The sequence below is a fragment of the Rubellimicrobium roseum genome, from assembly GCF_006152145.1.
Taxonomy (GTDB): Bacteria; Pseudomonadota; Alphaproteobacteria; order Rhodobacterales; family Rhodobacteraceae; genus Rubellimicrobium; species Rubellimicrobium roseum.
On the sequence record NZ_VDFV01000026.1, the window covers coordinates 1 to 21,610 of the forward strand.

Genomic DNA, 21,610 nt, shown 5'->3' on the forward strand with positions numbered 1-21,610 from the left:
GCGCGCGCGTTGTTCCTCCAGTTGATCCATGCGGCGCTTCAAGCTCATGCCCGTCCTCCTTCCAGGGCCGCGAGGCGGCGCTCCAGCTCCGTGGTCTCCAGCGTGCGCCGGTAGGTGTCGATCAGCGCCATGACGTGCGCTCCTTCCGTTGGGGTGAGGTCGCCCCCCGCGACGGCGGCCAGCACCGCCCGGGCCGCCTGCGCCGCGTCGGTGGCGCTCTGCATGGCTGGCAGGGCAAAGGTGACGGGGCTGTCCTTGCGGGGTGGCGCGAGGCGCTCCAGGCAGAGTCTGAGCGCGGTGGTGTCACCTTCCAGCGCGCGCTCCACGGCCTTGCGGGTCAGCGCCTCCGCTTCACCGTCAAGGAGCGCCAGCACGGCCTGCGTGGCCCTGTGACGGCTGCCCGGCGGTTTGCCGAGGTTGCCCGGCGCGAAGGTGCCATCGGGGTTGCGGGAAGCGGCTATAATGCGCTGGCGAGTCCCTTAAGCGATATTATCTACGATGCCTTTAGCCGCGATGTCGACGTCCGCCCCTGTCTTGCCACCGCTGTATCTGCTCTTAGGGACGACCCTCCGAAGGCAGCGCAAGCGATACGGGATCCCGTCAACATATATAAGCCTTAGACCCCCGCTCCCCTGCTCTCTGCCCCCTCCCCTTCCGCCGCCTCCGTGCGGCCGTGCAGCGGCGTGACGTTCACCATGACGGACTGCGGACGGCAGAGTTGATAAGTTCGTGCCCGGCGACCGGCCGAGTGGTTGGTTGCCACCCGCAACAGACCGCAGCTCAGGAGAGTGCTTCGTGCAGCCGTGAAGCGCTCCCGCGACAGGGTGGTGTGCCCGGCTGCCCGCATGCCCTCGTGGTGGAGCGCGAAGGCGTAGCCCGGCCGGTGCCCGTGGACAGCGATGAGGCGGACGTAGAGCGCGACGGCATCGGACTCCCCCGACGTGCCGCCTGTCGCGGCGCCGATCAGGTCGAGCGCAAGTCGGTTGACCCGGAAGTCGCTGTGACGGCCGGCATACACCCGGCCCTCCAGCCGGCACCGCCAAGCCCACTCGGCCAAGTCCCGCACCTCTTCCTCCGATACCGCCTCGGGGTTCTCGCACTCGCGGTCACGGATCAGGAGCAGCGCATCGAAGAGAGCGTCGGGGTCTGTCACCGCCTCCACCATGCCGATGGCTGCGTGCTTGAGGGCATCATGCCGCGCGCCTGCGGCGATAGGCCGGGACACGATCTGGGATGCGCTCTCGTCCCGCTTACTCGGCCGTCTGCCGGCGCACGGCGCCAAGGACCCTTCGAGCCGGATGACGGGCAACTCGTCGAGGCCGAGCAGGCCCTGAGTCGCGACGTAGGCGCCCCCGTCCGGCCGGAGCGAGCCTGGCCCCATGACGTAAGCGTTGGCGCCACGCTTGAGATCGACGGCCAACCCCTCGTCCCGCAGGTTGGGATAGATGGGTCGCCCGCCCTCCGGGGCGCGATAGTAGAGGTGCCGGCCGCGTGGGGTGCGGACGTGGATCGGAGACGCGCCGAAGCGCGTCTCCATGGCCGAGACCAGGGCCGGGTCGTCCGTGTCGCAGTCGACGACCACAAGGCCGATCAGGCGGACGCCGTAGCAAGTCGAGCCCGTCCGGTGCATGGGGGCCAGCACCCGCCGGAGCGGCAGGCGGTCGACGCCTTGGAAGCTTACCAAGGGCGACTTGCCGTCCGCCCCCCGCCCGAGGGGTAGGAGGCTGAAGCCGGTGTGGTGGAGGCGCGCGATCTCGGCAGTCAGCGTGCCGAGGGCGCCCGCGCCGGTGTCGAGAGCCGGCCCGGTCATGCCTTCACCTTGCGGGCGTGCAGCTGCCTGTGGTGCGTGCGGCAGAGCCAACGCACATTGAGAGGCTGGTCATGCTGATCGTGGTGCGCTTCGCTTTTTGGGTCGCCGCACACCTCACAGGGCTGCTGCTGGACAAGGCCGCGCTTCAGACCGGAGCGGAGGGACGCGTGCGCCCAGACCTTGAGCGGGTTGCGCTCGCGCCAAGCGGCCTGACGGCGGTAGACGGTGGAGGGCGTGCGTGAGCGGCGGACGGGCGGAGTGTCGTTGTCCTGAGAGGCGGTCACTGGCGGGCCTCCCGATAAGCGAGCGAAGCGATCAGGTGGGCGGTGACGCCGCTGAGACCATAGCGATGGCGCAAGCGAGCGACACGAAGCTGCGTAGGAGCGGCGGCCCGACGTTCATCGCCGCGATCTAGCTGCGATGCTTCATATGGAATGCTCGGATAGGGACGAGTCATTTCGTTCTCCGGTTTGACGCCGGAGGCGGTCGAGCCTAAACAGGCGATGATCTATAAGCGCCTGGAGACCCCGCCTCGGCGGGGTTTCCACTAGTCGCTATTGCTCTGGCGCGAGTTGAGCCAGTCGGAGAGGTCACTCTCCTTCCAGCCAACGGCACGGGTGCCCAAACGCACTGCGCGCGGGAAGCGGGCTGACGCCATAAGTGCGTAGATGGTGCTGCGGCCCAGCCCCGTACGAGCTAGGACTTCGGGGAGGCGAGCGATCCGTTCAGACGTCACTTCCAAACTCCTTCGGCGGAAGCGCGACGGTGCTGCACTAAAGCGTCATCGCGTTTCTTGACTACCCCGTCGCAGAATTGCTCCAGGGCCTTGAAGGTTGGGGGTGAGGGTGAGCGGGAAGGGCTAAGAATGGACTCCACAACGGCGTGGATCGCTCGCCTACCTGCTGCCGAAAGAAGCACGGACTTCCTTGGTCGTCAGCAATCTATTGCGGATCTAGGCAGATGACCAGTGTGGCAACTCCAGAAAGCTGTGGATGACCAATTGTGAGTCACCAGACTACTTACGTCATGCTGAGGTCCGTTGGGCGGCGTTGGGGACGATGTCCATCGTCTTGGGGCTGCGTCGGAGACACGTACTTCGGAGCTGAATGCGAAACTTTGTCACATACCTCTTCAAGCAGGCGATAGAGTGAGCATACCGCCTCGTCGGCCAACTTGTTGGTACAATTGCTGTACGCATCGATAAGGTATTTCTTAACATGCGGATGTATCTAGTTTTTTTATTCCCGTTACCCGCTCCAGTCCTCCCAAAGATCTGTCACGCGCTCGGGAACTCCGTGCTAGTGTCGGCTTGCCGCAAGGTAAGGGAGGAAAAAATCATGAGAACGATGCTGCTTTCGCTGGTGGCCGTCACGGCGCTGGCCGCGCCGGCCTGGGCGAACCAGTGCCCCATGCTGATGGGCCAGGTCGAGGAGCGGATGTCGGCCTCGACTGCGGACGAGGCGACCAAGGCGCAGGCCGCGACGCTGCTAGAGGAAGGCCGCGCCGCGCATGATGCGGGCGACCACGCGACCTCGGAGGCGAAGCTGAACGAGGCGCTGGCCCTTCTGGCGCAGTGACGGCGGAGGGCGGCCTCCGTTCCTGGGATCGGCCGCCCTTTTCCTTCGGGCGCGCGCGGCTTAGGCAGGCGCGGCATCGAACCGAAGGAGAGAACCATGTCCGACATCCGCCGCATCGGCCCCGGCCCGCGCATGAGCGAGGCCGTCGTCCATAACGGGGTCGTCCACCTCGCCGGGCAGATCGCCAAGGGCGCGACCGTCACCGAGCAGACGCAAGGCGTGCTGGCCGAGATCGACCGGATTCTGGCCGAGGCGGGCACGAGCAAGGCGCGCATCCTGACGACGCAGATCTGGCTCGCGGATATCGCGACCTTCGGCGAGATGAACGCCGTCTGGGACCAGTGGGTGGACCGCGAGAACCCGCCCGCGCGCTGGACGGGCGAGGCGAAGCTCGCGACGCCGGAGTATCTGGTCGAGATTATTGTCACGGCAGCAGTGTAAAAGACGGAGGGTTTCCGCCGCGTCTGGGGGCACGCGGCGGACGTTCTCCGGGGCTGCCGGCGGGACGCCACTCCGGGCCGGCAGGGGGCGCGTGCTCGACGCGCGGCGGCTGGGTCTTTGCGGGCGGTGTACCGCCCTCCCAGCGGGTCCGGGCCGCGGACCCTCAAAGAGCTCTTGCCCGGCGGCCTCGGCCGGGTCGCAGACGGTCGGGCGGGAGCGGGACCAAGGCGGCCGGCCGTCGAAGCCACCTTGGGGCGGGCGCGCCGCAGTGTCCGTGGCCCCCCCCCGACGCAGGCCCCTTTCCTGTCATCGTGACGGGCGGGCCGGAGGGGAGCGGCCGAGGAGGCGGGCTCCGGGTCTCTCACGGGGAGCGTCGCAGGGAGAGATTAACGAAAGGTTGGGGCACCGAACGGTCCTCCCCCGATTCGCGCAACACCTTGGCCAGACCGGGAGGCTTCCATGACCTGCTACGGAGCAGAGGACGGCGGCCAGATCCTGAGATGATCGCTGGGCCGGGCGAGAGCGAACTCCCGCTCGACGTGCCGGAGAACGCGACGCTGACCAGAGAACGGCACCAGTGCGGCCGCGTCCTCGAAGCCAAGCCAGCGAAACTCACTGTGCTCATGGTTGAGCACGACTGGGCCGTCGGGGGCCACGATGGCGACGAAGACGGGCAGCAGGCTGATCGAGTCGCGGGCGGGTTCGTAGAACTGCTCGCAGATGTCGGCGGAGTGGAGCGTCAGGGGCGTCAGGCCGGTCTCCTCGCGGATCTCGCGCAGGGCGGCCTGCCACGCGGTCTCGCCGGACTCGATCGCGCCCGCGACCTGGCACCATTCGCCCCGGAGCGAACCGGTGCGCCGGAGGAGCAGGACCTGCCAGATCCCCGCCCCTTCGCGGATCACGATGACGGACACGGCGAAGCAGCGGACGGGAATGTCGGGCATGGCAGGTCCCTTGGAGACCGGGGCGATGGGTTGGACGCGTCGACCTAGGCCCCGTTCGCCCGCAGGAACTCGACCAGCCCGGCGGTGGAGGCGTCCTTGCCGCTGGTCCCCTGTTCGCCCGTGACCATCGGGGCGAGGGTGTTCGCCAGTTCCTTGCCCAGCTCCACGCCCCACTGGTCGTAGCTGTTGATGCCGAGGACGGCGCCCTCGACGAAGACGCGGTGCTCGTAGAGGGCGACGATCTGGCCCAGCGTGAAGGGGTCGAGGCGCGGATAGGCCAGCGTCGTGGAGGGGCGGTTGCCGGGGAAGACGCGGTGCGACGCCTGTCGTTCGAGTTCGTCGCCCGAAAGGCCCTTGGCGGCCATCAGGGCGCGGGCCTCGTCCATGGTGCGGCCGCGCATCAGGGCCTCGGACTGCGCGAGTCCGTTGGCGATCAGGAGCTGGTGCTGGTGGTGGAGGTCGTCCTCGGAGCCTCGGGCGGCGACCAGGAACTCGCAGGGGATGACGCGGGTGCCCTGGTGGATGAGCTGGTAGAAGGCGTGCTGGCCGTTGGTGCCGGGCTCGCCCCAGACGACGGAGCCGGAATGGACCGCGAGCGGCGCGCCGTCCATGCTGACGCGCTTGCCGTTCGACTCCATCTCGAGCTGCTGGAGGTAGGCCGGGAGCCGCATCAGGCGGTTGTCGTAAGGGAGCACGGCGCGGGTCGCGTGGTCGCAGACCTGATTGTGCCAGATCCCCACCAGCGCGAGGAGCGCGGGCATGTTCTCGTGCCACTCCGCGCTGCGGAAGTGGAGGTCCATCGCCTGCCCGCCGCGCAGGAAGGCGCGGAACGCCTCGGGCCCGATGGCGATCATGAGCGACAGGCCGATGGGCCCCCACATGGAGTAGCGCCCGCCCACCCAGTCCTCGAAGCCGAAGACGCGCGACGGGTCGATGCCGAAGGCGCCGGTCTTGGCGAGGTCGGTGGAGAGCGCGGCAAACTGGCGTGCGGCGTCGGGGACCGACTGGGACATCCAGGCCTTGGCCGTGCGGGCGTTGGCCATCGTCTCCTGCGTGGTGAAGGTCTTGGAGGCGACGATCACCAGCGTCGTGGCCGGGTCGCAGGCGCGCAGGACGTCCGCGATGTCGGCGGGGTCCACGTTGGAGACGAAGTGGGTGCGCGGGCCGTCGTGGTAAGGCGCGAGCGCGATGGCCCCCATCTTGGGGCCGAGGTCGCTGCCGCCGATGCCGATGTTGATGACGTCGGTGTAGCGGCCGCCCTGCCCCGCCTCCTGCCCCTCGCGGATCGCGGTGGCGAAGGCCTCCATGCGCTGGAGCGTGTCGAGGACGCCCGGCATGACGTCCTGCCCGTCCACGATCACCGGGCCGCCGTCGAGGTTCCGGAGCGCCGTGTGCAGGACGGCGCGGCCTTCGGTCTCGTTGATCCTGGCGCCCGCGAACATGGCGTCGCGCTTGGCGGCCACCCCGGCCGCGTCGAGGAGGCCCGTGAGGTGGCGCAGGCCGTCCCGGTCGATGTTGGTCTTGGAGTAGTCGAGGAGCAGGTCGCCCACGCGGACCGAGAAGGATTCGGCCCGGCCGGGGTCGTCGAACAGCGACAGGATGGGGCGGTCCTTGACCGTCTGATGGTGGCGCTTCAGGTCGTCCCACATCGTCTCGTCACTCCCTTGGCAGGTGGTCGGCCAGCGCGACCCAGGTCACGCGCTCGTCCCAGTGGCTGTGGTATTGCGGCTCGAACCCGGCGGGGTCGTCGAGGCTCGCGGCGTAGAGGTCCACGTCGTCGGGGCGCCGGTCCGTCTGGTAGGACAGGGGCGAGCCGCAGCGCGGGCAGAAGCCGCGCCGGACGCCCGGCGAGGATTCGTGGAGGCGCGGCGTGCCCGTCCAGCGCAGGTCCCCGCGCGCCACCGTGAACCAGGTGGTGAAGGGCGAGGAGGTGGCGCGGCGGCAGCTTTCGCAGTGGCAGTGGTTGCGCGAGCGCATAGGCCCCGCGACCGCGAAGCGGATGTCGCCGCAAAGGCAGCGGCCGGTGATCTCCGCGGCCATCGCGGTCAGCTCTCGGCCCAGTGGACGGTCGCGCCCTTGAGGACGGCGACGACCGGGGCCTCCTCGGGCGTGAGGCTGCGGGCGCGGTCGAGCGCCTCGCGCTTCTCGGGGCCTACGATGACGATGTGACGCGAGATCGCGCCCGACAGCACGCTGGCCGAAAGCGTCACGCGCGGCTCGGGCGCGCCGGGCGCGCGCATGGGGACGAGAATGACGTCGCCGGTCAGCGCCTCCTCCAGCCGGTCGGCGCCAGGGAAGATCGAGGCGGTGTGCATGTCGGTGCCCATGCCGAGAAGGCAGACGGTGAGCGGCAGCACCTCGGCGATGGTCTCGGCGAGCTGGGGGATGCCGTCCTCGGGCGTCTCGGTCGGAGCGTGGAGCGGCAGGTAGCGCGCGGCGGCGGCGTTGTTCACGAGGAGCCGCTGGCGCAGGAGGCGGGTGTTGGAGCGTGGTGACTCCTCGGGCACCCAGCGCTCGTCGGTGAGCATGACCGAGACACGCTCCCAGTCAAGGTCGGCCGCGCAGAGCGAATCGAAGATCGGCCCCGGCGTGGTGCCGCCGGGCACCGCGATCGAGGCCGTGTCGCTGCCCTGGAGCGCCTGGCGCAGCTCGCCCGCGAGGCGCTGGGCGAGCTCGATCATCATCATCTCGGAGTCGGGGTAGGTGACGAGTTCCATTCGGCGTGTCCCTTTTCGCACCGGGCAGAGCATAGAGGCCGGCGCGCCCGCGCCTAGGCCCCCGGGTTCAGGCCCGGATATCGCGCCAGCGGCGCCCCTCGCGGTGCAGGAGCATCAGCGCGTCGTCGGGGCCCGAGGAGCCGGAGTCGTAGAGCTTGGGGACGTCGTTGCGCTTTTCCCAGCCTTCGATGATCGGGTCGGTCCAGGCCCAGGCCGCCTCCACCTCGTCGCCGCGCATGAAGAGCGTCTGGTTGCCCCGGATCACGTCCATGATGAGGCGTTCGTAGGCATCCGGGGCCTCGGCGGCCTCCTCGCCCAGGGCCTTGGCGAAGGTCATGTCGAGCGGGCGGTCTATGAGGCGCATGCCCCCCGGCCCCGGCTCCTTGATCGTCACGGTGAGGTCGATGCCCTCGTTGGGCTGGAGGCGGATCGACAGGATGTTGCGGTGCCGCCGCTCGTCACCCTCGAAGATCGAGTGCGGCAGGTCCTTGAAGACCACCGCGATCTCGGAGTGCCGCGCGCGCAGCTTCTTGCCGGTGCGCAGGTAGAAGGGCACGCCCGACCAGCGCCAGTTGGCGATCTCGGCGCGGATGGCGATGAAGGACTCGGTGAAGCTGCGGGGGTTGCCGGCCTCGTCCCGGTAGGAGGGCGCCTCGTGATTCGCGTCGTACTGGCCGCGCACGATGTGGTGGGCGGGCACGGGCTTGAGCGCGCGGATCACCTTGAGCTTCTCGTCGCGCACGGCCCCGGCCTCGAACTGGGCGGGAGGCTCCATGGCGATGAGGCAGAGAAGCTGCATCAGGTGGTTCTGGACCATGTCCCGCATGGCGCCGGACTTGTCGTAGTAGCCGCCCCGCCCTTCGACGCCGACCGTCTCGGCCACGGTGATCTGGATGTGGTCGACGTAGTGGTTGTTCCACAGCGGCTCGAAGAGGATGTTGCCGAAGCGGACGGCCATGAGGTTCTGGACCGTCTCCTTCCCGAGGTAATGGTCGATCCGGTAGATCTGGTCTTCGCGGAAGTGCTCGGCCAGCGTCCGGTTGAGCGCGCGGGCCGAATCGAGGTCGCGGCCGAAGGGCTTCTCCACCACGATGCGCGACCCCTGGTCGGCGATGGCGTGCTGGTGCAGCCGCTCGGCCAGGGCGCCGAAGAGGCCGGGCGCGACCGAGAAGTAGAAGGCGCGCACCACGTCCGGCCGCATCAGGGCGGCGAGCTTGGGCCAGCCCTCCTCGACCGTGGCGTCGACCGAGACGTAGTCGAGCTGCCGGAGGAAGGCCGGGAGGCTGTCGTGGCCCCTCAGCTCGGGCCCGCCGAAGCTGTCGATGCCTTCTCGCACCATGTCGCGCCAGGCGTCGGCGTCGAGATCGGCGCGGGCGGCGCCGATGATGCGGGAGTCAGGCGGCATCTGCCCCGCCAGGAAGCGGCGGAAGAGACCGGGCAGGATCTTGCGCCGCGCAAGGTCGCCCGTGCCGCCGAAGATCACGAGGTCGAAGACATCGACCGGGATGACGCGCGAGACCATGTCCATGGCTCCTTTCCGGTGCCGTTAGCGCTAACGGCGGCCGGTCTACCCCCTTCCGGTCGCGACGTCCAGCGGACGCCGTCAGGTGTCCTCGACAGCCTGCCAGCCCACGCGGGACAGGCCCGGCTCGGCCGCGAGCCGCGCGAACGCGGCGTCGATGGCCGTCTGCGTGACCCCTTCTCCGGTCACGGTCGCGGCGATGTCAAGCGCGGCGCCGTCGCCCGAGGGCCGCACGGCGATCTCGGTCAGGTGCAGGCCGGCGACCTGAACGACGCCGAGCAGGATGGCGCGCACCTCGGCTTCGCGCGACGGGGCGCAGGTGACGGCGACCTCGAACTGCCGCAGGACCGGGCGGCCGGCCAGCGTGTGGCGCTTGATCCACTTCACCAGCGGGCGCAGGCCGAGGTTCACGAAGACGATGAGGCCGGTGAGGAGCAGCGCGTAGGGCCAGGCCCCCGCCCCCGCTATCATGCCGACCCCGGCCGCGCACCAGAGCGTCGCGGCCGAGTTGATGCCGTGGACGGTGAAGCCGTCGCGGAAGATGATCCCCGCCCCCAGGAAACCGATGCCCGAAACGATCTGCGCGGCGACTCGGGTGGGGCTCACCTCGTCCGGGTAGAGGCCCGAGAAGGTGACGAAGGCGGCCGCGCCCAGGGCCACGAGGGCGTTGGTGCGCAGCCCCGCCATGCGCTGGCGGATCTGGCGCTCCGAGCCGATGAGCGCACCGCAGGACAGCGCCACGAAGAGGTTGAGCGCGGCCCGCTGGAGATCGGCCGGCAGGAACGGCAGGGGCAGGAAGGGGATGTCCATCAGAGGTTTGTCCGGTCCGCGGAGCGGCGCTGTCAAGAACGGGCGAACCCGGGCGCGGGTCCGGGCGTTCCTCCCGGACACCGCAAGGAGGCCCGGCGATGAGCACGAGCAAGCATCCCAAGACCCACGACCCCAGCGACGCGGACCTGAAGGGCAATCCCGGAATCGGCAGCAGCGCCGGGACCACGGGCCAGGAGGACGAGGACCTGCAGGACGGGGAGACCACCTTCGAGGGCGACGTGCTGAGCGACGCCACGCCGCAGGGTGGCGTGGACCCGAACCAGACGGGGCGGACAAACAAGTGAGGGGCGCGCCGGGCCGGGGGCCTCAGGCCTCCAGCTCGGCGTCCCAGTAGAGGTAGTCCATCCAGGACTGGTGGAGGTGGTTGGGCGGGAACTTGCGGCCGGTGTTGCGCAGCTCCTCGGACCCCGGCTGGCGGGGCGGGCGGCGCAGCGACATGCCCGACTGGCGCAGCGACTTGGACCCCTTGCGAAGGTTGCAGGTCGAGCAGGCGGCGACGACGTTCTCCCAGCTCGTGATGCCGCCGCGTGCGCGGGGAATCACGTGGTCGAAGGTCAGGTCGCCCTTGGCGCCGCAGTACTGGCAGCAGAACTCGTCCCGCAGGAACAGGTTGAAGCGGGTGAAGGCCACCTGCTTCTGCGGCTTGACGTAGTCCTTGAGCACCACGACCGAAGGGATGCGGATCGAGGTCGAGGGCGAATGCACGCATTCGTCGTAGGTCGCCACGATCTGCACGCGGTCGAGGAAGGCGGCCTTCACCGCCTCCTGCCAGGGCCAGAGCGAGAGCGGATAGTAGGAGAGAGGGCGGTAGTCGGCGTTCAGGACGAGTGCGGGAAAATGGCGGAGCGATGCGGGGTCCCGCACGAAGCTGGTACGAAAATCATCGTCCATTGCCAGTGCCGTCATGCCTTTCCGACTCCCTGTCCCCGCATGCCCGTCACCCGTGACTATATGCCCGGTTAAGCGTGCGGCAAGATTCGCAAGCTGCTGCTTGGGGATATCTCGCGAAGGTGACGCCGGTGTTTCCGTTGGGTAACGGTGCGGTGACGCTCAGCCGATCCCCAGACGCTCGCGCAGGAAGGCCAGCGCCACCGACAGGCCGTCGGGTGCGATGCCGTGGGCGGTGCCCTTCATGACGTGGGCGTAGACCTCGGTCCAGCCGGCCGATTCGAGCGCGCGGGCAGCCTCGGGAAGCGCCTGAACGGGCACCACGTCGTCGCGGTCGCCGTGGATCAGGAGCACGGGCGGGCGGGACTGGACCTCGTCGGCCAGGGTCTCGGGCTCCAGCAGGCGGCCGGAGAAGGCGACGACGCCCGCGACGGGGTCCTCGCGCCGGGGCGCGGCGTGGAGCGCCATCATGGTGCCTTGCGAGAAGCCCACGAGCGCGACCTGCTCGGGCAGGAGGTCCTCGTCCACCATAACGCCGTCGAGGAAGGACTGGAGGTCGTCCACCGCGCGAAGGACGCCGTTGCGGGCCATCTCCTCGGAGGAGCCGTCGAGCCAGGGGATCGGGAACCACTGGAGGCCCATGGGAGCGCCGATGCAGGCCTCGGGCGCGTCGGGCGACAGGAACAGAGTGTCGGGCATGTATTCCGACAGCGGCTCGGCCAGGCCGATCAGGTCCTTGCCGTTGGCGCCGTAGCCATGGAGGAAGACCACGCAGGAGCGCGTCTCGCCCGAGATGGGCTCCACCCGTTCGGCGCGAAGGGCGCGAGTGCTCTTGGCCATGTCCTGTTTCCCCTGTCTGGTCCGGGGCCGGAGATAGCGCGGGGCGCGGGCTAGCGCACCCCCTCGCGCGATTTCACGACGTGGTAGTAGCCCCAGAGGATGCGCGCGGCGACGGCCCGCCAGGGGGACCAGTCGGCGGCCATCTCCTTGAGGACCTTCTCCTTGGGGCGGTCGGGCAGGTCGAAGAGGAGGCGTACGCCCTCTTGCAGGGCGAGGTCGGCGGGGGCGAAGACGTCGGCATGGCCCAGCGCGAACATCGCATACATCTCGGCGGTCCAGCGGCCGATGCCGGGGACATGGACGAGCTTCTGGATGACCTCCTCGGTGGGCAGGTGACGCAGGGATTCGTAGTCGATGCCCTCGGCCGCGAGCGCCTTGGCGTAGCGGACCTTCTGGCGCGACAGGCCCTGGGCGCGAAGCGTGTCGTCGTCGGCCGCCAGCACCGCCTCGGGCGTGGTGAGCCCCTGCCCCTCCAGCCGTCGCCAGATCGATTCGGCGGCGGCGGTGGAAACCTGCTGGCTCACGATGGCCGAGAAGAGCCGGTCGAAGCCGTCGGGGTAGCGGCGGAGCTTGAGCGGGCGCGACATCTCGTAGGCCAGGGCGAAGCGCGGCTCGCGGGTCCCGAGCCATGCGGCGCCTTCCTCGATGCAGTCGTTGGACTGGATGATCCTCATGCCCGGAAGGTAGGGGTGGCGGAACGAAACGGCAACGCCCAGGCGAGCGCCTCCTCGACGGTGGCGACGGTGTGCAGGCCTTCGGGCGGCAGCGGGCGGCGCAGGAGGATCACCTCGATCCCGAGGTCGCGCGCGGCGTCGAGCTTGGGGCGGGCGTCCGCAGCGCCCGAGTCCTTGGCGACGAGATGGGTGACCCCCAGGTCGCGGAAGAGCGCGGACTCCGCTGCGCGATCAAAAGGCGGGCGGGCGACGATCGGCCCACCGGGGAACGGGAAGGACTCGGCGGGCGGATCGATGACGCGCAGGTGGACGCGGGCGGCGCGCAGGCCGGCCCAGGCGGGCAGGCTCTGGCGGCCGGTGGCGAGGAAGACCACCGAGTCGGGCGGGAGGAGGCGCATGGCCTCGGCCTCGTCCGCGACCCAGGTCCAAGCGGGCTCGGGCGTCCAGCCCGCGCGTTCGAGGCGGAGGAGCGGGACGCCCCTTGCGCGGCAGACGGCGTGGGTGCGGGCCGTGATGCGGGCGGCGAAGGGGTGCGTGGCGTCGATGACGGCCGTGATGCGCTCGCGGTCGAGATAGGCCGCGAAGCCCTCGGCCCCTCCGAAGCCGCCGTGGCGGGTGGGCAGCCCGAGCGGGAACGGTTCCTTGGTCGCGCCGGCCAGCGAGGCGATGGCGGGGACACCCTCCCGGGCCAGCCGCGCGGCAAGGCGGCGGGCATCAGAGGTGCCGGAGAGGAGCAGGATCACGGGCCGGCCCGCCCGACCACCGAGCCCGCGCGGTCGGTGATGACCACGTCCGACACGGTGCCGGTCCCGTCGAGCATGGCGTCGAGCCGGTCGCGGGCGGCCCTTGCGACCCGGTCCGCCAAGGGCGGTCCGAGCAGCGTGAGTGCGGCCATGCCGGTGGGCGCCTCGGCCACGCGGGGGTCGCCCGCGAGCCGGGCCAGCGCCCCCATGTCGAGCTGGCTGCGGCCCGAATGGAGGTCCTGCGCGCCTTGCGCGAACTTGGCGATCTTGGCGAAGCCGCCGCCCAAGGTCACGCGCGGGACCGGATGGCGGCGCAGATATTTCAGCATCCCGCCCGCGAAGTCGCCCATGTCGATCATGGCGATCTCGGGGAGGCCGTGGAGCGCGCGGACGGCGGCCTCGGAGGTCGCGCCGGTGCAGCCCGCCACATGGGGGATGCCGCTCGCGCGGGCCACGTCGATGCCACGGTGGATCGAGGCGATCCAGGCGGCGCAGGAGAAGGGGCGCACGATTCCGGTGGTGCCGAGGACCGAAAGGCCACCCTCGATGCCGAGACGGGGGTTCCAGGTCCGCTGGGCGATCTCCTCGCCGCCGGGGATGGACACGGTGATCTCGATGTCGGGCGCGCGGCCGAACTCGGCGGCGAGGTCGGCAACCTGTTCGTCCATCATGGCGCGGGGAACGGGGTTGATGGCGGGCTCTCCGGGGGGGATCGGCAGGCCGGGGCGCGTGACGGTGCCGACGCCGGGGCCGGCGCAGAAGGTGACGCCGCCCGCCGACGGCGCGACGCGGGCGACGATCAGCGCGCCATGGGTCACGTCGGGGTCGTCGCCCGCATCCTTGACGATGCCGGCCTCGGCCCAGCCCTCGCCCGCGTCGCAGTGGGCCAGGACGAAGGTCGGCATCTCGCCGCGCGGGAGGGTGATGGTCACGGAATCCGGGAAGGCTCCGCCCCAGAGCCGCAGGAGCGCGGCCCGCGTGGCGGCGGTGGCACAGGCGCCGGTGGTCCAGCCGCGGCGGAGGGGAGTGGGAGCGCTGTCGGTCACGGTGGGGCATGATGGGGGTCGGCCACGGCGCCCGCAAGGGGAGCGGCGCGTAGAGCCGGGGCGTCGCAGGCGTATTTGGGCCAAGTTGATGGGGCACGGTCGCGTCCCGTGGTCCGGGCGTCGGGTTCCGACTTTTCGACGGGCAAGTTGAAGCCTATGAGGGCGCCATGCCCGAGCTTCCCTCCTTCGAATGGCCTGTCTTCCAGCCCGGTTGGGTCTGGCTCGTGGGGGCCGGTCCCGGTGATCCGGGCCTTCTGACGCTGCATGCACTGAACGCGCTGCGGCAGGCCGACGTCGTGGTCTACGACGCGCTGGTGGAGACCGCGATCCTCGACTGGGCGCCGGGGGCCGAGCGCATCTACGCCGGCAAGCGCGGGGGCAAGCCCTCGCCGAAGCAGCGCGACATCTCCTTGCGGCTCGTGGAGCTGGCGCGGGAGGGCAAGCGGGTGCTGCGGCTCAAGGGCGGCGATCCGTTCGTCTTCGGGCGCGGCGGCGAGGAAGGGCAGACGCTGGTCGCCCATGGCGTGCCGATCCGGGTGGTGCCGGGGATCTCGGCCGGGATCGGGGGGCTGGCCTATGCGGGCATCCCCGTGACGCACCGCGACGTGAACCAGTCGGTGACCTTCGTGACCGGGCACGACCAGACGGGACAGGCGCCTTCGGCCTTGGATTGGCGAGCCATCGCAAGGGCTTCGGAGGTGATCGTCATCTACATGGGCCTCAAGCACGCGGCGCAGATCGCGGGCGAGTTGCTGGCGGCCGGGCGCGTGCCCTCCGAGCCCGTGGCCATCGTCCGGGACGCGACGACGCCCCGAATGTCGGTGCTGGAGACGACGCTGGCCGGACTGCCCGAGGTTGCGGCGGGCGTGGAGCCTCCGGCGATCATCTGCATCGGGCGCAACGTGCTGCTGCGGCAGGCGCTCGACTGGCAGGCGGGGCCACGCGCGGTCGATCCGCTGGGCACGCGGGTGCGGCCCCAAAGCGCGTGACGGGGATCGTCCTCGCGGCGCCCGCTTCGGGGTCGGGCAAGACCACGGTGACGCTGGGTCTCCTGCGGGCGTGGCGACGGAAAGGCGTGGCGGTGCGGGCGGCCAAGTCGGGACCGGACTACATCGACCCGCGCTTCCACGAGGCGGCCTGCGGGGCGCCTTGCGTGAACCTCGACGCCTGGGCCATGGGCAAGGCGCGGCTTCGGTCGCTGGCGGCGGGCGACGGGCCGCTGGTGGTCGAAGGGGCCATGGGGCTGTTCGACGGAGCGCCGCCCGAGGGGCGCGGTTCGACGGCGGACCTCGCACGCGTGCTGGGGCTGCCGGTGGTGCTGCTAGTGGACGCCGGCAGGATGGCGCAGTCGGTGGGGCCGCTGGTGGCGGGGTTCGCGCGGCACGATCCCCGGCTGCGGGTCGCGGGCGTGATCCTGAATCGCGTGGGATCGGAGCGCCACCGAGCGATGCTGACCCGCGCAGTGGAGGCTGTGGGGCTGCCCGTGCTGGGAGCCCTGCCGCGCGCCGTGGGGCTGGCGCATCCGTCCCGGCACCTCGGGCTGGTGCAGGCGGAGGAGCGGCCGGATCTGGAGGAGTTCCTCGACCGAGCTGCGAGCTTCGTCGAGCAATACGTTGATCTGGATGCGTTGGCGCATGTTATGGCGGGCGGGCCGTGGTCAGAGCAGGCTCTCCGATTGCCTCCACCTGCGCAGCGGATCGCGGTGGCGCGGGATGCGGCCTTCGCCTTCGCCTATCCGCATCTGCTGGCCGACTGGCGCGCGCAGGGGGCGGAGATCGCGACCTTCTCGCCGCTCGGGGACGAAGCGGTGCCGGATGCGGGGCTCGTGGTCCTGCCGGGGGGCTACCCGGAGCTGCACGCAGGGCGGCTCGCGGCGGCCGAAACGTTCATGAAGTCTCTTATCCATGCGGCGCAATTTACTAATATATATGGAGAATGCGGCGGCTACATGGTTCTGGGCGAGGTGATCGTGGACGCCAATGGCACCGCGCACCAGATGACGGGGCTGCTGGGGCTGGAGACCTCCTTCGCCACGCGGCGGCTGCATCTGGGCTACCGGCATGTCGAAGCCGGGAGTGGGCCCTTTCCGGGGCGCTGGGCGGCGCATGAATTCCATTACGCGACCACGCTGCGGGCCGAGGGCGAACCGCTGTTCCGCGCGTGGGATGCCGAGGGCGTGGAATTGACGCCGATGGGACTGAGGCGGGGACGTGTCGCAGGCTCCTTCGCGCATCTGATCGACCGGGCGGATGGACTTGACGCTGGGGCGGGTCTAGGGAACGGGTCGTGACCGCCCTGCCTGACTCCGACCTTTCGTTGCCGGACGACCGCCGCGCCCGGCGCAACGTCCTCGTCCTGGTCGCCGCACAGGCGGTGCTGGGGAGCCAGGTCACCATGGTCTTCGTGGTGGGAGGCCTTGCGGGCAACATGCTGGCGCCGATCCAGTGCCTGGCGACGCTGCCCATATCGATGATCGTTTTCGGCGCGATGCTGACCGCGCCTTGGCTGTCGGGCTTCATGCAGGACCATGGGCGTAAGGCGGGGTTCCTGCTGGGCGCGCTCGGGGGGTTCCTCGGTTCGGCCTTGGCGGCCTACGCGCTGTCGATCGCGAGCTTCTGGCTGTTCCTCGTGGGAAGCTTCCTCACCGGCACCTACATGGCGGCGCAGGGGTTTTATCGCTTCGCGGCGACCGACGCGGCCTCGGACGTGTTCAAGCCCAAGGCCATCTCCTGGGTCATGGCGGGCGGGCTCATCTCGGCGCTGACGGGGCCGCAACTCGTGAAGTTCACCAACGACTGGTTCGCGGTGCCCTTCCTGGGGACCTATCTTGCCGCCATGGCCGTGACGGCGGCGGGGGTCTGGCTGTTCCTGCTGCTCGACCTGCCCGCGCCACCCAAGGCGTCGGCCGGGGCCGCCAAGGGGCCGTCCTGGGGCGAGCTGCTGCGGCGGCCGCCCATCCTCGTCGCCGTGATCTGCGCGATGGTGGCCTATTCGCTGATGAACCTCGTGATGACCTCGACCCCGCTCGCGGTCGTGGGCTGCGGCTTCACGGCCGGGAACGCGGCGGATGTGATCTCGGCGCATGTGCTGGCGATGTTCGTGCCGTCGTTCTTCACCGGGCACCTGATCGCCCGCTTCGGGGCGCAGCGGATCGTCATGGCGGGCCTCGCGATCCTTGCGGTGGCCGGGCTCGTGGGGCTCTCGGGCGTGCAGCTCGGGCACTTCTTCGTGACGCTGGTGCTGCTGGGCCTGGGTTGGAACTTCGGCTTCATCGGGGCGACGGCGATGCTGACGGCGGCGCACTCTCCTGCGGAACGGGGGCGCGTGCAGGGGATGAACGACTCCATCGTGATGGGCTGCGTGACGCTGGCGTCGCTCGCCTCGGGCGGGCTCATGAATTGCGCAGGCGGGTCGGCGGTCGAGGGCTGGCAGCTGGTCAACATCGCCATGGTGCCCTTCCTGACGCTGGCGGGCGGAGCGCTGATCTGGCTGGCCTTCCAACGCCGCGAGGCGCGCTGAGCTACCAGCCGCCCCGCAGCGCGGCCCAGAGCAGACGCAGGCGCTTGCGGCCCTCGGGCGGGGCCAGGCCACCCTGGAGCGCGGCCTCGGGATCGGCCTGCACCGCCTTCAGGACGGGACGGGCGAGCGTCGCCGCGCGGAGTGCCGGGACGCCGGGGCCGAAGCGGGTCCGGCGGGCCTGGGCCAAGGCGGTCAGGCCCTCCTCGGCCAGCGCGCGGACCGTGGCGTTGCTCGGGTCCGCGAGGCCGCGATTCGCGGCTGCGAGGTCGGGCAGCGCGAGGAGCCAGGAGGCGAGCCCTGCGGCGAAGCCGGCCTTGACCACGGCGTTCCGATCGGCCTCGCCCAAAGCCTGCGCGCCGGCCCAGAGGAGGTTGCCGGCGGTACCCTCCAGATGGGGGCGCAGCTCGGCGGCGGTGAAGGGCTCGGCTTCGATATCGCGGCGGCGGGCCTCTATCAGGGCGTCGAGCGGCTCGGCGGACAGGCGGCCCTCGCGGATCAGATCGCCCAGGGGGCGGGCGACCTCGTGGGCGGGCGGGGTGCCGCCCGTGGCCGCGGTCTCGACAACGTCGCGCCACCACTGGAGGCGCATCTCGGCCAGCATCGGCTCCTTGGTGACCCAGGGCGCGCGGGCGACCTCCAGGTTGAAGGCGTAGAGCGGGAACAAGATCTCGCGCGCGGGCGGCGGCGCGGCCATGGCGACACGGAAGCGGTCGGGGTCGCCACGCTCGACCAAGGCGGCGCAGGCCTCCAGCGTCATGCCGGCACCGGGGCGCCGTCGCGGACGAGCTTCCAGGTGATCGCGTCCACCAGCGCGTCGAAGCTCGCATCGATGATGTTGCCCGACACGCCGACGGTGGTCCACTGGCGGCCCTGCCCGTCCTCGCTGTCGATGACGACGCGAGTCACGGCCTCGGTGCCCGAGCCCACGATGCGCACCGCGAAGTCGGCGAGCCGCATGTCCGCGATGAAGTCCTGCAGAATGCCCAGGTCGGCGGCCAGCGCCTTGGAAAGTGCGTGGACGGGGCCGGTGTCGCCTTCCTCGGGGCTGTGGTGGTTCTCGTGGAAGCTGGTGATGCGCTTGCGGCCGATCTCGACGGTGACGACCGCCTCGGAGACGGTGACGATCTGGCCCTTGGCGTTGCGGCGGCGCTCGGAGATGACGCGGTAGCGCTCCACGTCGAAGAAGCGCGGCAGGAGGCTCAGTTCGCGGCGGGCGAGAAGCTCGAAGCTGGCCTGCGCGGTGTCGTAGGCGTAGCCGCGCGACTCCCGCTCCTTCACCGCGTCGAGGATGCGGGGAAGGCGCGGGTCGGACAGCTCCACCTCGATCCCGGCCTCGCGCAGGCGGCTTCGCAGGTTGGACTGGCCGGCCTGGTTCGACATCGGGATGATGCGGGCGTTGCCGACGGCGGCGGGGTTGATGTGCTCGTAGGTCGTGGGGTCCTTGGCGATGGCGCTGGCGTGGAGCCCGGCCTTGTGGGCGAAGGCCGCGCCGCCCACGTAGGGCGCCTGCTTGGCGGGGACGCGGTTCAGGATGTCGTCGAGGGTGCGGGACGCCTTGAGGAGGCCCTTCAGCGCCTCCTCGGTCACGCCGGTCTGGAGGCGACTCGCGAAGGGCTCCTTGAGGAGCAGCGTCGGGATCAGCGTCACGAGGTTGGCGTTGCCGCAGCGCTCACCCAAGCCGTTCAGCGTGCCCTGGATCTGGCGGGCCCCGGCCTCGACGGCGGCGAGCGAGTTGGCGACGGCGTGGCCCGTGTCGTCGTGGGTGTGGATGCCGAGCCGATCACCGGGGATGCCGGAGGCGATCACCCGCTCCACCGTGCGGGCGACCTCGCCGGGGAGCGTGCCGCCGTTGGTGTCGCAGAGGACGATCCAGCGGGCGCCTTCGGTGAAGGCGGCGTGGAGGCAGGTCAGCGCATAGGACGGGTCGGACTTGTAGCCGTCGAAGAAGTGCTCGGCGTCGAACATCGCCTCCCGGCCCTGCGCGGTCACATGGGCGAAACTCTGGCGGATGTTGTCGAGGTTCTCGTCGAGCGGGATGCCGAGCGCGGTGCGGACATGGAACTCGTGGCTCTTGCCCACCAGCGTCACGGCGGGGGTGCCGGCGTTCAGGACGGCGGCCAGCACGTCGTCGTTCTGCGCCGAGCGGCCCGAGCGCTTGGTCATGCCGAAGGCGGCCATCGTGGCGCGGGTCTTGGGGGCGGCCTCGAAGAACTCGGAGTCGGTGGGGTTCGCGCCGGGCCAGCCGCCTTCGATGTAATCGACGCCCAGTGCGTCGAGGACCTGCGCGATGCGGATCTTCTCGGCCGTGGTGAACTGGACGCCCTGCGTCTGGGCGCCGTCGCGGAGCGTGGTGTCATAAAGATAGAGGCGGTCGGTTGTCACGGCAGGAGTCCTTTGTCTGCCGAGGAGGCTGACAGGGTGAGGTTAACGAAGTCTGACAGCACCGCGCGGTCGGTTGAACGGGAGGTTAACGAGTCGATCACGAGGCCACCTCCGCCTCGAGAGCGGCGAGGCGACCCGCGTCAGCTTGCGGGCCAGGGTGGAGCGAGATGGCGGCCTTGGACATGCGGACCTCGACGCCCGCCGCGATCAGGTCCCGCTTGAGGCGATCCACGGCTGAGAAGTCCTTGGAGACCATCGCCTCCTCGCGGGCGCGGACGAGCGCATCGGTCAGGCGGGCGATCAGCGCCTCGTCGGTGCCGCTGCGCGTCCAGTCGCCCATGCCGTCCTGCAGGAGGCCAATGAGTCTGGCAGAGGCCTTGAGCGCCATACCGTTCCCTTCCGCCGCGAGGCGGTGGAGGAGCGCGACGGCGCCTGCGGTGTTCAGGTCGTCGGCCAGAAGCTCGACCATCTCGGACAGGGGCTCGGCCTCGGGCGCGCCCTCGGCGATCTCGCGCCACTTGCGCAGCGTGGCCTCGGCCTCGCGCTTCTTCTGGTCGGTCCAGTCCATCGGCTTGCCGTAATGCGTGCCCAGGAGAACGAGGCGGATCACCTCGCCCGGAATGCCGAGGCCCAGCAGATCGCGGACGGTGAAGAAGTTGCCGAGCGATTTCGACATCTTCTTCCCCTCGACCTGGAGCATCTCGTTGTGCATCCAGACCTTGGCGAAGTCGCCCTCGGGATGGGCGCAGCGGCTTTGGGCGATCTCGTTCTCGTGGTGCGGGAACTGGAGGTCGAGGCCGCCGCCGTGGATGTCGAAGCTCTCGCCCAGAAGCTCGCGCGACATGGCGGAGCATTCGATATGCCAGCCGGGACGGCCCCGGCCCCAGGGCGAGTCCCAGCCGGGCAGCGAGGCGTCGGAGGGCTTCCAGAGGACGAAGTCGAGCGGGTCCTCCTTGAAGGGGGCGACCTCGACGCGGGCCCCCGCGATCATGTCGTCCACCGAGCGGCCCGAAAGTGCGCCGTAGTCCTTGTAGGAGCGGACGCGGAAGAGGACGTGGCCCGAGGCCTCGTAGGCGTGGCCCTTGGCGATCAGGTCCTCGATCATCGCGATCATGGCGCCGATATAGGCGGTAGCGCGGGGCTCCCACTTTGGATCGACCACACCGCGCGACTGCGGGCGCAGGGCGCCCAGGGCGTCCATGTCCTCGTGATACCAGCGGATCGTCTCGTCGGTGATGTCTCCGATGGGGCGGCCCGTCTCGGCGGCGCGGGCGTTGATCTTGTCGTCCACGTCCGTGAAGTTGCGGACGTAGGTGACGTGATCCGGCCCGTAGACGTGGCGCAGGAGGCGGAAGAGCGTGTCGAAGACGACCACGGGCCGCGCGTTGCCCAAGTGCGCCCGGTCGTAGACGGTGGGGCCGCAGACATACATCCGCACGTTCTTGGGGTCCAACGGCTCGAAGACCTCCTTGCGGCGGGTCTTGGTGTTGGTCAGGCGGATCGTCGTCATGGGTCGCCTCGCGCAGGGTGGGCCCGCGGGCTGGTCTCGATCTCACCGGGAAGTGCGACGATGGCCCGCGTGACGGATGTCAGCAGGAAATGAGGCAGCGGATGAGGATGCCACGGGTCGTCATGGCGGCCCGTCTAGCAGGCCCCTGCCCCCGCGTCCACGGGAT

24 protein-coding genes are annotated in these 21,610 nt (G+C 70.2%); 7 read left to right on the plus strand and 17 right to left on the minus strand.

The features are described from left to right. Window positions 1-44 precede the first annotated feature (44 nt). Both FHG71_RS14950 and FHG71_RS14955 read right to left on the minus strand, forming a co-directional pair. Window positions 45-374 carry a hypothetical protein gene (locus FHG71_RS14950; protein ID WP_246045469.1) on the minus strand — a complete coding sequence of 110 codons (330 nt, stop codon included), beginning with the start codon at window positions 372-374 and terminating at the stop codon, window positions 45-47. 242 nt (window positions 375-616) lie between these two features. Continuing rightward, window positions 617-1,810, minus strand: coding sequence for a bifunctional DNA primase/polymerase (locus FHG71_RS14955; RefSeq protein ID WP_139082506.1), 1,194 nt, complete (start codon window positions 1,808-1,810; stop codon window positions 617-619). A 71-nt stretch (window positions 1,811-1,881) separates the two neighbouring features. On the opposite strand from FHG71_RS14955, the gene FHG71_RS23615 reads away from it, so the two are divergent. Beyond that, a complete protein-coding gene (locus tag FHG71_RS23615) occupies window positions 1,882-2,052 on the plus strand; it encodes a hypothetical protein (RefSeq protein ID WP_176559441.1) in 171 nt (56 codons plus the stop codon). A gap of 305 nt (window positions 2,053-2,357) precedes the next feature. Here the strand turns inward: FHG71_RS23615 and FHG71_RS14965 are convergent, their stop codons facing one another. Further along, entirely contained in the window at window positions 2,358-2,546 is a 189-nt protein-coding gene (locus FHG71_RS14965) for a helix-turn-helix transcriptional regulator (RefSeq protein ID WP_342777516.1), read from the minus strand. A gap of 601 nt (window positions 2,547-3,147) precedes the next feature. Between FHG71_RS14965 and FHG71_RS14970 the strand changes: the two genes are divergently transcribed. Both FHG71_RS14970 and FHG71_RS14975 read left to right on the plus strand, forming a co-directional pair. Continuing rightward, entirely contained in the window at window positions 3,148-3,387 is a 240-nt protein-coding gene (locus FHG71_RS14970; RefSeq protein WP_139082508.1) for a hypothetical protein, read from the plus strand. 96 nt (window positions 3,388-3,483) lie between these two features. After that, the gene (locus FHG71_RS14975; RefSeq protein WP_139082509.1) at window positions 3,484-3,828 is read left to right on the plus strand and encodes a RidA family protein; all 345 of its coding nucleotides are present in this window, start codon (window positions 3,484-3,486) and stop codon (window positions 3,826-3,828) included. A gap of 467 nt (window positions 3,829-4,295) precedes the next feature. On the opposite strand, the gene FHG71_RS14980 is transcribed toward FHG71_RS14975, so the two are convergent. The 6 genes from FHG71_RS14980 to FHG71_RS15005 form a co-directional block, all read right to left on the minus strand. After that, a complete protein-coding gene (locus FHG71_RS14980; protein WP_139082510.1) occupies window positions 4,296-4,772 on the minus strand; it encodes an NUDIX hydrolase in 477 nt (158 codons plus the stop codon). Between the two features lie 44 nt (window positions 4,773-4,816). Further along, window positions 4,817-6,421, minus strand: coding sequence for a glucose-6-phosphate isomerase (gene pgi / locus FHG71_RS14985; RefSeq protein ID WP_139082511.1), 1,605 nt, complete (start codon window positions 6,419-6,421; stop codon window positions 4,817-4,819). Window positions 6,422-6,428: 7 nt separating this feature from the next. Continuing rightward, complete coding sequence (locus FHG71_RS14990; protein ID WP_139082512.1) at window positions 6,429-6,812, minus strand: GFA family protein; 384 nt, start codon at window positions 6,810-6,812, stop codon at window positions 6,429-6,431. Window positions 6,813-6,817: 5 nt separating this feature from the next. Then, complete coding sequence (gene pgl, locus FHG71_RS14995; protein ID WP_139082513.1) at window positions 6,818-7,489, minus strand: 6-phosphogluconolactonase; 672 nt, start codon at window positions 7,487-7,489, stop codon at window positions 6,818-6,820. Between the two features lie 67 nt (window positions 7,490-7,556). Continuing rightward, complete coding sequence (gene zwf, locus FHG71_RS15000; protein ID WP_139082514.1) at window positions 7,557-9,011, minus strand: glucose-6-phosphate dehydrogenase; 1,455 nt, start codon at window positions 9,009-9,011, stop codon at window positions 7,557-7,559. Window positions 9,012-9,092: 81 nt separating this feature from the next. Next, window positions 9,093-9,821: an MgtC/SapB family protein gene (locus tag FHG71_RS15005; protein ID WP_139082515.1), complete on the minus strand. Its 729-nt coding sequence runs from the start codon at window positions 9,819-9,821 to the stop codon at window positions 9,093-9,095. A gap of 98 nt (window positions 9,822-9,919) precedes the next feature. On the opposite strand from FHG71_RS15005, the gene FHG71_RS15010 reads away from it, so the two are divergent. Then, entirely contained in the window at window positions 9,920-10,126 is a 207-nt protein-coding gene (locus tag FHG71_RS15010) for a hypothetical protein (protein ID WP_139082516.1), read from the plus strand. Between the two features lie 22 nt (window positions 10,127-10,148). Here FHG71_RS15010 and FHG71_RS15015 read toward each other — a convergent pair whose 3' ends face one another. The 5 genes from FHG71_RS15015 to FHG71_RS15035 all read right to left on the minus strand — a co-directional run bounded on the left by FHG71_RS15015 (window position 10,149) and on the right by FHG71_RS15035 (window position 14,033). Beyond that, window positions 10,149-10,733 (minus strand): HNH endonuclease, encoded by a 585-nt coding sequence (locus FHG71_RS15015; protein ID WP_139082556.1) that lies wholly within the window; start codon window positions 10,731-10,733, stop codon window positions 10,149-10,151. Window positions 10,734-10,892: 159 nt separating this feature from the next. Beyond that, on the minus strand, window positions 10,893-11,570 hold the full coding sequence (locus tag FHG71_RS15020) for an alpha/beta hydrolase (protein WP_139082517.1): 678 nt from the start codon (window positions 11,568-11,570) through the stop codon (window positions 10,893-10,895). Between the two features lie 50 nt (window positions 11,571-11,620). Next, a complete protein-coding gene (locus FHG71_RS15025; RefSeq protein WP_139082518.1) occupies window positions 11,621-12,244 on the minus strand; it encodes a DNA-3-methyladenine glycosylase family protein in 624 nt (207 codons plus the stop codon). Continuing rightward, window positions 12,241-12,987, minus strand: coding sequence for a cobalt-precorrin-6A reductase (locus tag FHG71_RS15030; RefSeq protein WP_139082519.1), 747 nt, complete (start codon window positions 12,985-12,987; stop codon window positions 12,241-12,243). Before FHG71_RS15030 ends, FHG71_RS15025 begins: the two co-directional genes overlap by 4 nt. Beyond that, window positions 12,984-14,033, minus strand: a complete 1,050-nt coding sequence (locus FHG71_RS15035) for a cobalt-precorrin-5B (C(1))-methyltransferase (protein WP_139082520.1) — start codon at window positions 14,031-14,033, stop codon at window positions 12,984-12,986. Before FHG71_RS15035 ends, FHG71_RS15030 begins: the two co-directional genes overlap by 4 nt. A gap of 167 nt (window positions 14,034-14,200) precedes the next feature. Between FHG71_RS15035 and cobA the strand changes: the two genes are divergently transcribed. Genes cobA through FHG71_RS15050 form a run of 3 tightly spaced genes read left to right on the plus strand, consistent with a single transcriptional unit; the run spans window position 14,201 to window position 17,552 of the window. Next, entirely contained in the window at window positions 14,201-15,022 is an 822-nt protein-coding gene (cobA, locus tag FHG71_RS15040; RefSeq protein WP_139082521.1) for a uroporphyrinogen-III C-methyltransferase, read from the plus strand. Beyond that, a complete protein-coding gene (locus FHG71_RS15045) occupies window positions 15,019-16,323 on the plus strand; it encodes a cobyrinic acid a,c-diamide synthase CobB (protein WP_139082522.1) in 1,305 nt (434 codons plus the stop codon). Before cobA ends, FHG71_RS15045 begins: the two co-directional genes overlap by 4 nt. Window positions 16,324-16,328: 5 nt before the next feature. Beyond that, entirely contained in the window at window positions 16,329-17,552 is a 1,224-nt protein-coding gene (locus FHG71_RS15050; protein WP_246045470.1) for an MFS transporter, read from the plus strand. Window position 17,553: 1 nt separating this feature from the next. On the opposite strand, the gene FHG71_RS15055 is transcribed toward FHG71_RS15050, so the two are convergent. The 3 genes from FHG71_RS15055 to cysS form a co-directional block, all read right to left on the minus strand. Then, complete coding sequence (locus tag FHG71_RS15055) at window positions 17,554-18,309, minus strand: squalene/phytoene synthase family protein (protein ID WP_139082523.1); 756 nt, start codon at window positions 18,307-18,309, stop codon at window positions 17,554-17,556. After that, a complete protein-coding gene (gene cimA, locus FHG71_RS15060) occupies window positions 18,306-19,934 on the minus strand; it encodes a citramalate synthase (protein ID WP_139082524.1) in 1,629 nt (542 codons plus the stop codon). The genes FHG71_RS15055 and cimA overlap by 4 nt, the downstream gene beginning before the upstream one ends. Window positions 19,935-20,031: 97 nt before the next feature. Continuing rightward, window positions 20,032-21,444 (minus strand): cysteine--tRNA ligase, encoded by a 1,413-nt coding sequence (gene cysS / locus FHG71_RS15065; protein WP_139082525.1) that lies wholly within the window; start codon window positions 21,442-21,444, stop codon window positions 20,032-20,034. Window positions 21,445-21,610: the final 166 nt, after the last annotated feature.

What these genes read in the sequence shown, in the direction of transcription:
- FHG71_RS15020 (WP_139082517.1), bottom strand. Translation starts at nt 11,570, where the DNA reads ATGGCCAAGAGCACTCGCGCCCTTCGCGCCGAACGGGTGGAGCCCATC.
- cysS (WP_139082525.1), bottom strand. Translation starts at nt 21,444, where the DNA reads ATGACGACGATCCGCCTGACCAACACCAAGACCCGCCGCAAGGAGGTC.
- FHG71_RS15055 (WP_139082523.1), bottom strand. Translation starts at nt 18,309, where the DNA reads ATGACGCTGGAGGCCTGCGCCGCCTTGGTCGAGCGTGGCGACCCCGAC.
- FHG71_RS14955 (WP_139082506.1), bottom strand. Translation starts at nt 1,810, where the DNA reads ATGACCGGGCCGGCTCTCGACACCGGCGCGGGCGCCCTCGGCACGCTG.
- FHG71_RS15005 (WP_139082515.1), bottom strand. Translation starts at nt 9,821, where the DNA reads ATGGACATCCCCTTCCTGCCCCTGCCGTTCCTGCCGGCCGATCTCCAG.
- FHG71_RS14990 (WP_139082512.1), bottom strand. Translation starts at nt 6,812, where the DNA reads ATGGCCGCGGAGATCACCGGCCGCTGCCTTTGCGGCGACATCCGCTTC.
- zwf (WP_139082514.1), bottom strand. Translation starts at nt 9,011, where the DNA reads ATGGTCTCGCGCGTCATCCCGGTCGATGTCTTCGACCTCGTGATCTTC.
- FHG71_RS15025 (WP_139082518.1), bottom strand. Translation starts at nt 12,244, where the DNA reads ATGAGGATCATCCAGTCCAACGACTGCATCGAGGAAGGCGCCGCATGG.
- pgl (WP_139082513.1), bottom strand. Translation starts at nt 7,489, where the DNA reads ATGGAACTCGTCACCTACCCCGACTCCGAGATGATGATGATCGAGCTC.
- cobA (WP_139082521.1), top strand. Translation starts at nt 14,201, where the DNA reads ATGCCCGAGCTTCCCTCCTTCGAATGGCCTGTCTTCCAGCCCGGTTGG.
- FHG71_RS14975 (WP_139082509.1), top strand. Translation starts at nt 3,484, where the DNA reads ATGTCCGACATCCGCCGCATCGGCCCCGGCCCGCGCATGAGCGAGGCC.
- FHG71_RS15015 (WP_139082556.1), bottom strand. Translation starts at nt 10,733, where the DNA reads ATGGACGATGATTTTCGTACCAGCTTCGTGCGGGACCCCGCATCGCTC.
- FHG71_RS14980 (WP_139082510.1), bottom strand. Translation starts at nt 4,772, where the DNA reads ATGCCCGACATTCCCGTCCGCTGCTTCGCCGTGTCCGTCATCGTGATC.
- pgi (WP_139082511.1), bottom strand. Translation starts at nt 6,421, where the DNA reads ATGTGGGACGACCTGAAGCGCCACCATCAGACGGTCAAGGACCGCCCC.
- FHG71_RS14970 (WP_139082508.1), top strand. Translation starts at nt 3,148, where the DNA reads ATGAGAACGATGCTGCTTTCGCTGGTGGCCGTCACGGCGCTGGCCGCG.
- FHG71_RS15010 (WP_139082516.1), top strand. Translation starts at nt 9,920, where the DNA reads ATGAGCACGAGCAAGCATCCCAAGACCCACGACCCCAGCGACGCGGAC.
- FHG71_RS23615 (WP_176559441.1), top strand. Translation starts at nt 1,882, where the DNA reads ATGCTGATCGTGGTGCGCTTCGCTTTTTGGGTCGCCGCACACCTCACA.